Origin of the sequence: Streptomyces albidoflavus, assembly GCF_000719955.1 — a bacterium.
Taxonomy (GTDB): Bacteria; Actinomycetota; Actinomycetes; order Streptomycetales; family Streptomycetaceae; genus Streptomyces; species Streptomyces albidoflavus.
In genome coordinates this window covers 1-12,604 of record NZ_JOII01000040.1, presented here as the reverse complement: position 1 = coordinate 12,604, position 12,604 = coordinate 1, and the positions used below count along the sequence as shown (strand labels likewise).

Sequence of the window (12,604 nt, the reverse complement as noted above, 5' to 3'; positions counted from 1 at the left end):
GCGCGGCCCCGCCGACTCGCGGGGCCCTACCGCGTACGCAGGGGAAGCGCAGCCTGCCACAACTCCTCGGCATGCTCGCCGAACCGCTCGAACATGCCCTTCTCCCCGTGCCTGCGGAGATGCAACAACGGCGAGTCGTGGCCCACGAGCCGGGCGAGGTGCGGGGTGACCAGGGCCTCGTGGTCGAAGCGGAAGACGGAGAGGCTCACGTGGTTGGTGGCGTCCTCGGGCGCGCTGAACCGGGTCTCCAGTCCGTCCAGCTTTCCCAGCCGGTCGAGGTTCTCCAAGGTGATGCGGATGCGCGTCGAGACGGAGAGAGCCGCATCCTCCACCACCTCCCGCTCCCGCGTCACCTGCCCTTCCGGGTCGCCCAGGAGGAAGCGCACCCGGCACCCCTCGGCCGCCTTCCGCCGCAGGGTGTCCGCGAAGGCAGGGACCTGCGTCCAGAGGAAGTAGTTGGTGTACCCGGCGAAGAACAGTTCCTCGCCCGCCGAGCCGATCAGGTCCGCCCACACGGTCGACGGGCACGCCGACCGGTACGGGTAGCTCTGGACGAGTTCACGGTCGTGGCCGCTCTTGATGCGGTCCGTCAGGAATCTCATTCAGCCCCGCTCCACTTCACTCATCAGCAGCCGCAAGGTCAGCGAGTGCTTCTCCGGCGGCAGGGCATCGAGCGCGGCCCGCGCATGCGCGACGCCCCCGGCCGTGTCCCCGGACCTGGCGAGCATCAGGCCCCGGTGCATCTCCAGGTGGGTCGCGAAGCGGGGCAGTTCGGCGGGGAGTTCGCGTACGGACGCCTCCTGGGCCGTCGCTGCCGCGTCCTCGTCGCCGAGCCGGGCCGTCAGCAGCGACACGAAGACGTTCATCCGCCACCAGGGCACGGCGTAGTCCGAGGTCTGCTCGTACGAACCCGCCCGGTCGAAGAGGGCGCGGCCCTGATCCAGCAGCGCCCGCGCCGTGCCCTCGTCCCCGCGCAGGGCGGCCGCGTGTGCCTTGCCCATGACGGCGTTGAGCAGGCCCAGCGACGGCCGGGCGCTGATCGCCATGGCCTGGTCGGCCAGGACGTCCGCGACGCCGAGCGAGGCGCCTTCGTACCCCAGCGCGATGGCGGCCCGCCCGCGCACCCAGACCCGCGTGGCCTCGTCCTCGGACCGGTCTGCCGCCTCGGCCGCCATCCGGTACCACCCCACCGCCTTGGCCCCGTCCGAGCCCGGGAACGTCTTCGCGTACAGGGTCATGAGCCGCGCCGCCACCGACCAGAGCCGGTCTTCCTCCAACTGCTGCTGCACGGCGACCAGCTCCCCGGAGATCCGCCGCTGGATGTCGGCGGCCCCCAGACTCATGTACTCCGTCCCGTACGTGGCGAGCTTCGCCTCCCACTCCTCCACACTCGGCCCGCCCCGTAGCCGCGCGGCGAACCCCGCGCTCAGCAGCTCCGAGGCAACCACCGGTGCTATCGCCGTGGCGGCGGCGTCCGACAGGAACGTACGGCGGTTCACTTCACCCTCCAGCACAGCGAGCGGCACATCGAGCACAGCCGACAGACACCGCAGGTAGTACGGCCCCGGCACCACCTTCCCGCGCTCCCACCGACTCACGTACTCCCGGTCCAGCCCGGTCCCGAACGCCTCGTTGACGGCACCGGCAAGGCGCCCCTGGGACCAGCCCCGGGCGGTGCGGAGGTCTTTGATGAGGGTGGCGACGGCCATGACTTCATCCTGCCTCGCGGGAGGGCGGGGGCGGCGGGAATTCCTGGGTGCGGAGATGGCTGCCCCTACGGATGCCCCTACCTGACGGCCTTTCACCGGCCGAACGTTGTCGTGGGACACGCATCTCCGAGAGGTGACCGATGACCGAGCCGACGCGCTGCACCACAGGCCCGCTGGAACTCCCCTTACGTATGGACCCGGAACCGCTGCCGGCCGCCGGCTGCCCCTACTGCACCGAGCTGGCCCGTGTGCGGAGCTGGGCGCGGGCCGGTGGGGACATGACGACCGTCAGTGACTGCAACGTGTTCCTGCGGCGGCATCCTGAGGGACACGGGTGAGTCCGGCGCGGGCCGTGACTGTGTCACCCCCGTGAACGGAAGGCCGGGATGCGTCCCTCGTCGCCGGTGGATGGCACCCTTGTCGTATGAGTAAGCGTGCACGTGTCCGCGCCCCTGAGCTGGTGGGAAAGGGTGGCTGGCTCAATACGGGTGGCGATGAGCTGAGTCTCCAGGATCTTCGCGGGAAGATCGTGATCGCCGATTTCTGGACGTTCTGCTGTGTGAACTGTCTGCATGTTCTCGACGAGCTGCGGGAGCTGGAGGAGCGGCACCGGGACACCGTGGTGATCGTGGGGGTGCACTCGCCGAAGTTCGTGCACGAGGCGGAGCATCAGGCCGTGGTGGACGCGGTCGAGCGGTACGGGGTGGAGCACCCGGTGCTGGACGATCCGGAGCTGGTGACCTGGAAGCAGTACGCGGTGCGGGCGTGGCCGACGCTGGTGGTGATCGACCCCGAGGGGTACGTGGTCGCGCAGCACGCCGGTGAGGGGCACGCGCACGCCATCGAGAAGCTCGTCGAGGAGCTGGAGGCGGAGCACGCGGCGAAGGGGACGCTGCGGCGCGGCGACGGGCCGTACGTGGCGCCGGAGCCGGTGGCGGGGGCGCTGCGGTTCCCGGGGCGCGCGGTGCTGCTGCCCTCGGGGAACTTCCTGGTCAGCGACACGACCCGGCACCAGCTGGTGGAGCTGGCGGAGGACGGGGAGAGCGTCGTCCGGCGGATCGGCGGCGAGGGCGAGCGCGGGCTGGCCGACGGCGGCCCGGCCGAGGCGCGGTTCAGCGAGCCGCAGGGTCTGGCGCTGACCCCGGAAGGCGACGCGGTGATCGTCGCGGACACCGTCAACCACGCGCTGCGCCGGGTCGAGCTGGCGAGCGGGGTGGTGACGACGCCGGCCGGGACCGGGCGGCAGTGGTGGCAGGGGTCGCCGACCTCGGGCCCGGCCCGTGAGGTGGATCTCTCCTCGCCGTGGGACGTGGCCTGGTTCGGCGGCAAGCTGTGGATCGCCATGGCGGGGACGCACCAGCTGTGGACGTACGACCCGCAGGCCGGGACGGTCGCCGTGGCGGCCGGGACCACCAACGAGGGGCTGGTCGACGGGCCCGGGGCCGAGGCGTGGTTCGCGCAGCCCTCGGGGCTCGCGGCGGACGGGGACGCGCGGCTGTGGGTGGCCGACTCGGAGACCTCGGCGCTGCGCTGGGTCGACCCGGAGGGCACCGTGCACACGGCGGTCGGCACCGGTCTCTTCGACTTCGGGCACCGGGACGGCGAGGCCGCCCAGGCCCTGTTCCAGCATCCGCTGGCGGTGACCGTGCTGCCCGACGGTTCGGTCGCGGTCAGCGACACGTACAACCACGCGCTGCGCCGCTACGACCCGGCCTCCGGTGAGGTGAGCACCCTCGCCACCGATCTGCGGGAGCCCTCGGGGGCGGTGCTGGTGGGCGAGGAGATCGTGGTGGTCGAGTCGGCGCGGCACCGGCTGACGCGGCTGCGGCTGCCCGAGGAGGCGGTACGCGTGGAGGCGGTCGCGCACCGCACGCAGCGGGCGGCCACCGAGATCGCGCCGTGCACGCTCCGCCTCGACGTGGTCTTCCAGGCGCCCGCCGGGCAGAAGCTGGACACCCGGTACGGGCCCTCCACCCGGCTGCTGGTCTCCTCGACCCCGCCCGAGCTGCTGCTCGACGGGGACGGCGCGGGCACGGACCTCTTCCGGGAGCTGCCGCTCAACCCGGAGATCACCGAGGGCGTGCTGCACGTCTCGGCGATGGCGGCCTCGTGTGACGACGACCCGGCCAACGAGTATCCGGCGTGCCACGTCCATCAGCAGGACTGGGGTGTCCCGGTGCGGGTCGTGGCCCCGGGTGAGGGGGACGGCACGGACCGGCTGGCGCTCGTCCTCGCCGGGATGGACGAGGACGGGGCCGGCTCCTGACCGCCGTCCTCAGATGAGGCGGTCGTCGTGGGTGCGGCCGCCCTCCACGACCGGCGGCGTCTGCGTCATGAGCAGCCGCCGGCGGCGGGCGATGCTGGTGAACGCGATGGTGCCGATCACGCCGACGAGCATGAGGATCGCGCCGACCAGGGTGACGTTGATCCCCTCCAGCTCGAAATCGGTCGCGAAGGTGAGGATCGCCCCCACCGCGATGAGGATGATGCATCCGCCGAGGCCCATGGCTGTCGCCTCCTGTGAGTGGACGGTGGGCCGTCCGCCCCGGTTGGGCGGCTGCTCGCGCGTCCTGTCGTAAGCCTGTGCAAGGGGCGCGTACCCCCGCGTGCGGCGGACAAGCGGCGTCCATGCGAAAGGCGGTGCCGACCGGGCCTGTTGAGCCTCGGTCAGCACCGCCTTGCTGCGTCGGGGGCAGCCCCCGGTCAGTTCTCCAGGAACGCCGTCAGGGCGTTGGCCAGCAGGAACGGGTCGTCGGCCCCGCACAGCTCGCGGGCGCTGTGCATGGAGAGGATGGCGACGCCGATGTCGACCGTCTTGATGCCGTGGCGGGCCGCGGTGATCGGGCCGATGGTGGTGCCGCAGGGCATCGCGTTGTTGGAGACGAAGTTCTGGAAGGGAACCCCGGCCTTCTCGCACGCCTCGGCGAAGACCGCGCGGCCCGAACCGTCGGTCGCGTAGCGCATGTTGACGTTGACCTTGAGGATCGGTCCGCCGTTGGCGCGCGGGTGGTGGGTCGGGTCGTGCTTCTCCGGGTAGTTGGGGTGGACGGCGTGGCCGGTGTCCGAGGAGAGGCAGATCGTCCCGGCGAGGGCGCGGGCGCGGTCCTCGGGGGAGCCGCCGCGGGCGTGGACCGAGCGTTCCAGGACGGAGCCGAGGAGCGGGCCGTCGGCGCCGGTGTCGGACTGCGAGCCGTTCTCCTCGTGGTCGAAGGCGGCCAGCACCGGGATGTGCGGCAGCTCCCCGGAGGTGGCGGCGGCCGCGAGCGCGGCGGCGCCCGCGTGCACGGAGAGGAGGTTGTCCATGCGGGGCCCGGCGACCAGTTCGCGGTCCCGCCCCAGGTAGGCGGGGGCCTCGACGGGGTGCGGCATGAGGTCCCAGCCGGCCACGTCGGCGGCGTCGACGCCCGCCTCCTCGGCGACGAAGGCGATGAGGTCACCTTCCTGGACGTCGTCCCCGAGTCCCCAGATCGGCTGCATGTGCTTCTGCCGGTCCAGCTTCAGGCCGTCGTTGGCGCCGCGGTCCAGGTGGATGGCGAGCTGCGGGACGCGCAGCAGCGGCCGGTCGATGTTGACCAGGACGTCACGGCCGTCCCGCAGGGTGATCCGCCCGGCGAGGCCGAGGTCCCGGTCGAGCCAGGTGTTGAGCAGCGTGCCGCCGTACAGCTCCACGGCGACCTGCCGCCAGCCCGCGGCGCCGGTGTCCGGCAGCGGCTTGACCCGCAGGTTGGGGGAGTCGGTGTGCGCGCCGACGATCCGGAAGGGGGTGTGGGGCTCGGCGCCCTCCGGGACGAACCAGGCGATGAGCGCGCCGCCCCGCAGGACGTACTTGCCGCCGGTGGTCCCGTCCCAGGCGTCGGTCTCCTCGACCTGGCGGAAACCGGCCTTCTCCAGCCGCTCGGCCGCGTTGGCCACCGCGTGGTACGGGGACGGGCTCGCCGCCAGGTAGGTGAGGAGGTCGTCGGTGTGGCCGCGGTCGAAGCGGGCGGGTCTGCTCATACGTCCAGCCTAACCAGGCGTCTCGCCCCGTGGACCGGGGGCGGCGGAGACCGGGCGATTCCGCGCGAAGCGACGGGCGGGCGGCACAAGGCCCGGTCGTTCCTTCCGGCATGTTTCACGTGAAACAACGCCCCGGCCGGTACGCCTCGCGGGCCGGAAAGCCTCGCGGAGGTCTCAGGGCGGATGTTTCACGTGAAACCAGATGTTTCACGTGAAACATCCGGGGCCGGGTGGGCAGGCCGGGGCGGCAGAGGGTGAGGGCAGGTGGTGGCGGCAGGCGGCGCCGCGCCTACGCACGCCCGGACCGGGGAAGCCTTCCGAGCGTGCCCCTCACCGCCAACTCCACCCCCGGTCCCCGCTGTTCATCCTCGCGCCCCGGCGTTGTCAGTGCCCCGTGCCACCATCGCGGCAGGCGCGTGGGACCGGGCAGGTCGGGGGTCCGGCCCGGGCCCGCGCGCTGTCGGGCCGCCACCGGAGGCGGGCCGGCGGTGACCGCCGACCGAGGGGGGACCAGGTGACCTCGCAGACCTACCGCTCCGCGTACACCGCCCGTGAGCCCGGTGTCCGGGCTCTGCCCGAGGACTCCCGGCTGCGGCCGCCCGCGGTCCCGCGCCAGGCCGGGCCGCCCGGCCCCGCCTGCCCGGCCTGCGGGGCGCCCGGGGCGCGGTGGCACGGCCCGCTGGCGCTGCCGCTCTGCCCCAGCTGCACGGGGGCGGCCTCGCCCGCGCCGGCCGGTGACCCGGTCCGGCTGGGGGACCTGCTGCCGGTGATGACGGCGACGCTGGTCCGCGCCGAGCACGGCCAGCCGCTGCCCGAGCGGTCGAAGGCGGTGCCGTCCCCGGGCGAGGGCAAGCCGATGACCTGCCGCTACTGCCTGGCCCCCGGCCGCTGGCACACCACGGTCGGCGGGGCCTGGATCCCGATGGAGCCGGACCCGTTCCCCGCGTACCGGGTCCCGGCGCGGCACCGGTGGCGGATCGCCCCGGACGGGACGGCGGTGCCGCTGGGCCGGGCGGTCCCGGCGGACACCTGCCGGGTCAGCCACTTCTCGGTCTGCCCGGCCCGCCCGGCCCCGGTGGAGTCCCCCGAGCTGATGGCGCGCTGGCGCTCGCACGGCGGGCGGGGCTGAGCCGCGCCGGGCTCACGGGAGCAGGACGACCTTCCCCGTGGTCCGGCGGGCGGCCATCTCCGCGTGGGCGTGGGCCGCGTCGCTGAGGGCGAAGGTCTGGTAGGCGGCCTCCAGGCTGCCGTCCGCCCCCGCCTCCAGGGCCCGGGTGCGGGAGAGGCGGCGGTCGACGTCGGCGGCGGCCCAGCGGGCGATGGCCGGGACGACCTCGACCGAGCGGGCGGCGGCCTCCTCCGAGTCCGGGACGAACCACTCGCCGGAGGCGCAGCCGATGGTCACCAGGCGCCCGCCGTCGGCCAGCAGCCCGTACGCCTCGGCGGCCTTGGTCCCGCCGACGCCGTCGAGGACGGCGGTGACGGGCCGGGCGGTGCCGAAGTGGGCGCGGACGTCCTCGCTCCACCCCGGCCGGTCGTAGTCGACGGCGAGGTCGGCGCCGAGCCCCCGGACCGTCGCGGTCTTGGCGGGGCCACCGGCCGCGCCGACCACGGTGGTGCCGAGCCGGCGGACGTGCGGGACGGCGAGGCGGCCGATGCCTCCGGCGGCGGAGAGGACCAGCAGGACGTCCTCCGGCGCCGGGGCGACCTGGTCGAGGAAGTCGAGGGTGATGGCTCCGGTGCCGATCAGGGTGACGGCGGCCTCGTACCCGAGGGAGTCCGGGAGGTGGTGCAGTTCGGAGACGGGCGAGGTGACCAGCGAGGCGTAGCCGCCGGGGCTCGGGGACCGGGTGACCACCCGCCGCCCGAGCCATTCGGCGCCGACCCCGTCCCCGACCGCGTCGACCGTGCCCGCCGTCTCGCTGCCGATGATCGCGGGCAGCCCCGGCGCGGGCGGCAGCCCCTCGGCGCCGCCCGCCCGCAGGTGCCCCTCGATGAAGTGGACGCCACTGGCCCGGACGGCGATCCGGACCTCGCCCGCCCCCGGAACCGGGTCGGGGACCTCCTCGTACCGCAGCACCTCGGGGCCGCCGTACTCGTGCATGACCACTGCCTTCATCGTCCTTCTCCTTCGTGCGTGCCGTCGTGGACACCGGCCGCCCCCGTGGTGGCCGGTCGTACGGCCACCCTGTGACCTCGACCGGACTTCAGGTCAAGGAGCGCGGTGTGCGGGCGCCGGGCGGTTAACGTCCTCCCATGCCGCAGCTGATCGAGCCCTCCCCCGCCCTGCACGCCTCCTGGCTGGCCGCCGAAGCCGAGTGGGAGGCGCTGGGCACCCAGGACGGAGCGGGCCGGCACCTCGTACCGGACCAGGGGCTGGAGACGGAGGAGGGGTTCCGGCGGTGGACCGAGACCCTGCGGGAGCAGGAGACGAACCCGGTCGGCGGGTACGTGCCGGCCACCCACCGCTGGATCGTCGAGGACGGCATCTTCCTCGGCGCGATCGACCTGCGCCACCGGCTCAACGGCTTCCTCTTCGAGGCGGGCGGCCACATCGGCTACTCGGTGCGTCCCTCGGCACGCGGCCGGGGCGTCGCCACCTGGGCGCTCGGCGAGATGCTGGAGGAGGCCAGGGCGCGCGGCATCGGCCAGGTACTGATCACCTGCGACGAGGACAACGAGGCGTCGGCACGGGTCGCCGAGCACCTCGGCGCGGTCCTGGAGGACGTCCGTGACACGGTGCTGGGCCGCAAGTGCCGGTTCTGGATCACCCTCGACGCCTGAGGGAGCGGACCTTCGGGCCACCACGCGAACAGGAGCAGGAGCGGGAGGAACGCAGAAGGCCCGCTCCCCCGCGAGAGGGGAGCGGGCCTTCACCCGGTACTGCTACGGCCCTGCGCGCGGACCGTCAGCGGCGCTGATCAGGCGGCGCTGATCAGGCGGCGCTGATCAGGCGGCGCCGATCAGAAGGACGCCTCGTCCAGCTCCATGACGTCCAGGTCGACGGCCTCGGAGAGGGCGCGGGCCTGGGCGACGCCGGGCAGGACGTTGGCGGCGAAGAACTTCGCGGCCGCGATCTTGCCCTCGTAGAACGCCTTGTCCTTGGCGGAGGCGGTCTCCAGCGCGGCGGCGGCCACGGCGGCCGACTTGACCAGCAGGTAGCCGACGACGACGTCACCGGAGGCCTGGAGCAGGCGCGTGGTGTTGAGGCCGACCTTGTAGATGGACTTGACGTCCTTCTCGGTGCCGGCGAGGTCGGTCAGCATGACGCCGACCAGCGCCTCCAGCTCCACGGCGGCCTTGGCGAGCTGCTCGCGGGCACCGGCCAGGGCGTCGCCGCCCTGGGCCTCGGCGAGGAAGCCCTTGATCTCACCGGCGAGGGTGTTCAGGGCGGCGCCCTGGTTGCGGACGATCTTCCGGAAGAAGAAGTCCTGGCCCTGGATCGCGGTGGTGCCCTCGTAGAGGGTGTCGATCTTGGCGTCGCGGATGTACTGCTCGATCGGGTACTCCTGCAGGTACCCGGAGCCGCCGAAGGTCTGGAGCGACTGCGCGAGCTGCTCGTACGACTTCTCCGAGCCGTAGCCCTTGACGATGGGCAGGAGCAGGTCGTTCAGGGCGTGGTCGGCCGTGGCGTCCTCGCCGGCGGCCTCCTTGACCTGGATGGTGTCCTGCACCGCGGCGGTGTAGAGCACCAGGGTGCGCATGCCCTCGGCGTACGCCTTCTGCGTCATGAGCGAGCGGCGCACGTCGGGGTGGTGGGTGATGGTGACCTTGGGCGCGGTCTTGTCCATGAACTGCGCGAGGTCGGGACCCTGCACGCGCTCCTTGGCGTACTCCAGGGCGTTGAGGTAGCCGGTGGAGAGGGTGGCGATGGCCTTCGTGCCGACCATCATGCGGGCGAACTCGATGATGCGGAACATCTGGCGGATGCCGTCGTGCTTGTCGCCGATGAGCCAGCCCTTGGCGGGGTGCTTGTCGCCGAAGGTCATCTCGCAGGTGTTGGACGCCTTGAGGCCCATCTTGTGCTCGACGTTGGTGGCGTAGGCGCCGTTGCGGGCGCCGATCTCGCCGGTCTCCCAGTCGAACTCGTACTTCGGGACGAGGAAGAGCGAGAGGCCCTTGGTGCCGGGGCCGGCGCCCTCGGGGCGGGCGAGGACGTAGTGGAGGATGTTCTCCGACATGTCGTGCTCACCCGAGGTGATGAAGCGCTTCACGCCCTCGATGTGCCAGCTGCCGTCCGCCTGCTCGACGGCCTTGGTGCGGCCGGCGCCGACGTCCGAACCGGCGTCCGGCTCGGTCAGGACCATCGTGGAGCCCCACTGGCGCTCGACGGCGATCTCGGCGGCCTTCTTCTGGACCTCGTTGCCCTCCTCGAAGAGGATGCCGGCGAAGGCCGGGCCGGAGGAGTACATCCAGATGGCGGGGTTGGCACCGAGGATCAGCTCGGCGTGGGCCCAGATGAGGGAGCGGGGCGCGGTCGTGCCGCCGATCTCCTCGGGCAGGCCCAGGCGCCAGTACTCCGACTCCATGAAGGCCTTGTAGGACTTCTTGAAGGACTCGGGCAGCGGCGCGGTGTTCGTCTCGGGGTCGAAGACCGGCGGGTTGCGGTCCGCGTCCGCGAAGGAGTCGGCAAGGTCGTTCTCCGCGAGGCGGGCGACCTCCTCCAGGATGCTCTTGGCGGTGTCGACGTCCATCTCCGCGAACGGGCCCGTGCCGTACTGCTTGTCGCGACCGAGCACCTCGAAGAGGTTGAACTCGATGTCGCGGAGGTTCGACTTGTAGTGGCCCATGGCGCAAGGCTCCGTCTGTCTCGGGAGGCAAGATCCTCGATGCAATACCGGGTGGTAACTACCGATGATGCTACCGGTCAGTAATAAGAAGCAACCCCTAACCGCCCATCTGTGACTCGATACTCGTTACCCTTCTGAACATGTACGGCTACGACCAGAACGCGGGCGCCCAGCAGCACTACGCTCCGCCCCAGGCGGGGGGCTACGGCGACCCGCAGCAGGCCGGCGGGATCGGCGGGTACGGGCAGCCGCAGCAGCCCGCCTACCCGGAGCCGTCGCCGCCCTCCCTGGCCGAGGCCGTGCGCGCCTTCACCACCGGGGCGATGGGGGGCGAGGACTTCCAGCAGGTCTTCGCCACGTCGAAGGTGTACTGCCCCCGGGGGGACAACCCGGGGTTCCTGGCGCTGCACAACACCCAGCAGCCGGTCATCCCCATGTTCACCTCCCTGAAGGAACTTCGCAGGTACGCGGGGAAGGACTCCAAGTACTTCGTGATCACCGGGGCCGAGGTGATCGATCTGCTGCCGACGGGGTACGGGTTCGTCCTCGACATGGAGGGGGAGCACCGCATGGTGTTCGACGCCAAGGCCGTCGAGGAGATGGTCGATTTCGCCATGCGGCGGATGTACGGGTAGCGCTGCGCGCTCGGGTCCGGGTCTGCTTCTGGCTTGCCCCTGGCGGGGCTGGGGCTAAACCCGGTTTCCCCGGTGTGGGGGACCCTTTCTGTGGGGGTGTCGCCGGCCTCCGGCCGAGCTCGTCCTCAAACGCCGGACGGGCTTGAGTGTCCTCAAGCGCCGGACGGGCTGATTTTTTCGGGCTGGGCACTGATCATCAGTGCCCAGCCCGCTTTGGTGTCCGGCTGCTCCGGAGCCCAGACGTTCCGGAGCCCGGCCGTTCCGGAGTCCGGGCGCTCCTGGAGTGCAGCCGTTCCCCGCCCTCTTCGCCTCCCGTCGCCGGGAATGGTTTCGGGGGTGGTGGGGTTGTGGGTGGCAAGTAGTTCATTCTTCAACTACTCTGAGGTTGGCCTAGGAGGTCCGAGATGCCCGCAGTGACCGTTGAGAATCCGCTGACCCTGCCCCGAGTGGTCGCCGACGCCGATGCCGTGCAGCGGCCGGTGCTGGCGGTGACGACCGCGCCGAGCGGTTTCGAGGGGGAGGGGTTCCCGGTGCGCCGCGCGTTCGCCGGGATCAACTACAAGCACCTGGATCCGTTCATCATGATGGACCAGATGGGTGAGGTGGAGTACGCGGCCGGGGAGCCGAAGGGGACGCCCTGGCACCCGCACCGGGGCTTCGAGACGGTCACCTACATCATCGACGGGACCTTCATCCACCAGGACTCCAACGGTGGCGGCGGCACCATCACCAACGGCGACACCCAGTGGATGACCGCCGGGTCGGGGCTGCTGCACATCGAGACGCCGCCGGAGTCGCTGGTCATGTCGGGCGGGCTCTTCCACGGGCTGCAGCTCTGGGTCAACCTGCCCGCCAAGGACAAGATGAAGGACCCGCGCTACCAGGACATCCGCGGCGGCCAGGTCAAGCTGCTGACCACCGGGGACGGCGGGGCGCTGCTGCGGGTCATCGCGGGCGACTTCGACGGCCACGAGGGTCCGGGCATCACCCACACCCCGATCACCATGATCCACGCCTCCGTCCGCCCCGGCGCCGAGGTGACCCTGCCCTGGCGCGAGGAGTACAACGGCCTGGCGTACGTCCTCGCCGGGCGCGGCACCGTCGGTACCGACCGCCGGCCGGTCCGCACCGGCCAGACCGCGGTCTTCGGGGCCGGGTCGGCGCTGACCCTGCGGGCCGACGAGAGCCAGGACGGGCACGCCCCCGACCTGGAGGTCGTCCTGCTCGGCGGCAAGCCGCTGCGCGAGCCGATGGCGCACTACGGCCCGTTCGTCATGAACACCCGCGCCGAACTCCAGCAGGCCTTCGAGGACTTCCAGGCCGGCCGCCTCGGCACCGTCCCGGCGGTCCACGGCATGTAGCCCGGCGGGCCCTGACGCCCCGTCACCCGAGCGGACACGCTCCGGGGGACGGGGCGTCCGTGCTGTGGTGGGGTCGGGGGATGAGTGAGCGCAGTGGTGGCGAGGGCGGGGGC

Annotated in this window: 12 protein-coding genes; 6 read left to right on the top strand and 6 right to left on the bottom strand. The window is 72.2% G+C overall.

What is annotated here, in order from left to right:
- Nucleotides 1-26: 26 nt before the first annotated feature.
- Both IF45_RS0127660 and IF45_RS0127655 read right to left on the bottom strand, forming a co-directional pair.
- Nucleotides 27-602, bottom strand: a complete 576-nt coding sequence (locus IF45_RS0127660) for a phospholipase D-like domain-containing protein (RefSeq protein ID WP_030310169.1) — start codon at nt 600-602, stop codon at nt 27-29.
- The gene (locus IF45_RS0127655) at nt 603-1,709 is read right to left on the bottom strand and encodes a helix-turn-helix domain-containing protein (protein WP_030310167.1); all 1,107 of its coding nucleotides are present in this window, start codon (nt 1,707-1,709) and stop codon (nt 603-605) included.
- 140 nt (nt 1,710-1,849) lie between these two features.
- On the opposite strand from IF45_RS0127655, the gene IF45_RS34115 reads away from it, so the two are divergent.
- Both IF45_RS34115 and IF45_RS0127645 read left to right on the top strand, forming a co-directional pair.
- Nucleotides 1,850-2,047 (top strand): hypothetical protein, encoded by a 198-nt coding sequence (locus IF45_RS34115; RefSeq protein WP_030310165.1) that lies wholly within the window; start codon nt 1,850-1,852, stop codon nt 2,045-2,047.
- An 86-nt stretch (nt 2,048-2,133) separates the two neighbouring features.
- Nucleotides 2,134-3,975, top strand: coding sequence for an NHL domain-containing thioredoxin family protein (locus IF45_RS0127645; RefSeq protein ID WP_030310157.1), 1,842 nt, complete (start codon nt 2,134-2,136; stop codon nt 3,973-3,975).
- Between the two features lie 9 nt (nt 3,976-3,984).
- On the opposite strand, the gene IF45_RS0127640 is transcribed toward IF45_RS0127645, so the two are convergent.
- Both IF45_RS0127640 and IF45_RS0127635 read right to left on the bottom strand, forming a co-directional pair.
- Entirely contained in the window at nt 3,985-4,215 is a 231-nt protein-coding gene (locus IF45_RS0127640) for a DUF6458 family protein (protein ID WP_003949299.1), read from the bottom strand.
- Nucleotides 4,216-4,412: 197 nt separating this feature from the next.
- Entirely contained in the window at nt 4,413-5,705 is a 1,293-nt protein-coding gene (locus tag IF45_RS0127635; RefSeq protein WP_030310156.1) for a M18 family aminopeptidase, read from the bottom strand.
- Nucleotides 5,706-6,219: 514 nt separating this feature from the next.
- Here IF45_RS0127635 and IF45_RS0127630 point away from each other — a divergent pair.
- Nucleotides 6,220-6,834 carry a DUF6083 domain-containing protein gene (locus tag IF45_RS0127630; RefSeq protein ID WP_018470207.1) on the top strand — a complete coding sequence of 205 codons (615 nt, stop codon included), beginning with the start codon at nt 6,220-6,222 and terminating at the stop codon, nt 6,832-6,834.
- Nucleotides 6,835-6,846: 12 nt separating this feature from the next.
- Here the strand turns inward: IF45_RS0127630 and IF45_RS0127625 are convergent, their stop codons facing one another.
- Nucleotides 6,847-7,824 (bottom strand): zinc-binding dehydrogenase, encoded by a 978-nt coding sequence (locus tag IF45_RS0127625; protein WP_030310153.1) that lies wholly within the window; start codon nt 7,822-7,824, stop codon nt 6,847-6,849.
- A 137-nt stretch (nt 7,825-7,961) separates the two neighbouring features.
- On the opposite strand from IF45_RS0127625, the gene IF45_RS0127620 reads away from it, so the two are divergent.
- Nucleotides 7,962-8,489, top strand: a complete 528-nt coding sequence (locus IF45_RS0127620) for a GNAT family N-acetyltransferase (protein WP_030310151.1) — start codon at nt 7,962-7,964, stop codon at nt 8,487-8,489.
- Nucleotides 8,490-8,668: 179 nt separating this feature from the next.
- Here IF45_RS0127620 and IF45_RS0127615 read toward each other — a convergent pair whose 3' ends face one another.
- Nucleotides 8,669-10,495, bottom strand: a complete 1,827-nt coding sequence (locus tag IF45_RS0127615; protein ID WP_018470204.1) for an acyl-CoA dehydrogenase — start codon at nt 10,493-10,495, stop codon at nt 8,669-8,671.
- Between the two features lie 140 nt (nt 10,496-10,635).
- On the opposite strand from IF45_RS0127615, the gene IF45_RS0127610 reads away from it, so the two are divergent.
- Both IF45_RS0127610 and IF45_RS0127605 read left to right on the top strand, forming a co-directional pair.
- The gene (locus IF45_RS0127610) at nt 10,636-11,130 is read left to right on the top strand and encodes an SseB family protein (protein ID WP_003949293.1); all 495 of its coding nucleotides are present in this window, start codon (nt 10,636-10,638) and stop codon (nt 11,128-11,130) included.
- Nucleotides 11,131-11,534: 404 nt separating this feature from the next.
- Nucleotides 11,535-12,491, top strand: coding sequence for a pirin family protein (locus IF45_RS0127605; protein WP_026282572.1), 957 nt, complete (start codon nt 11,535-11,537; stop codon nt 12,489-12,491).
- The last annotated feature ends 113 nt before the right edge of the window (nt 12,492-12,604 follow it).

Coding starts and splice junctions, on each gene's coding strand:
- IF45_RS0127655 (WP_030310167.1), bottom strand. CDS start 1,709: ATGGCCGTCGCCACCCTCATCAAAGACCTCCGCACCGCCCGGGGCTGG.
- IF45_RS0127640 (WP_003949299.1), bottom strand. CDS start 4,215: ATGGGCCTCGGCGGATGCATCATCCTCATCGCGGTGGGGGCGATCCTC.
- IF45_RS0127605 (WP_026282572.1), top strand. CDS start 11,535: ATGCCCGCAGTGACCGTTGAGAATCCGCTGACCCTGCCCCGAGTGGTC.
- IF45_RS0127635 (WP_030310156.1), bottom strand. CDS start 5,705: ATGAGCAGACCCGCCCGCTTCGACCGCGGCCACACCGACGACCTCCTC.
- IF45_RS0127610 (WP_003949293.1), top strand. CDS start 10,636: ATGTACGGCTACGACCAGAACGCGGGCGCCCAGCAGCACTACGCTCCG.
- IF45_RS0127645 (WP_030310157.1), top strand. CDS start 2,134: ATGAGTAAGCGTGCACGTGTCCGCGCCCCTGAGCTGGTGGGAAAGGGT.
- IF45_RS0127615 (WP_018470204.1), bottom strand. CDS start 10,495: ATGGGCCACTACAAGTCGAACCTCCGCGACATCGAGTTCAACCTCTTC.
- IF45_RS0127620 (WP_030310151.1), top strand. CDS start 7,962: ATGCCGCAGCTGATCGAGCCCTCCCCCGCCCTGCACGCCTCCTGGCTG.
- IF45_RS0127625 (WP_030310153.1), bottom strand. CDS start 7,824: ATGAAGGCAGTGGTCATGCACGAGTACGGCGGCCCCGAGGTGCTGCGG.
- IF45_RS0127660 (WP_030310169.1), bottom strand. CDS start 602: ATGAGATTCCTGACGGACCGCATCAAGAGCGGCCACGACCGTGAACTC.
- IF45_RS34115 (WP_030310165.1), top strand. CDS start 1,850: ATGACCGAGCCGACGCGCTGCACCACAGGCCCGCTGGAACTCCCCTTA.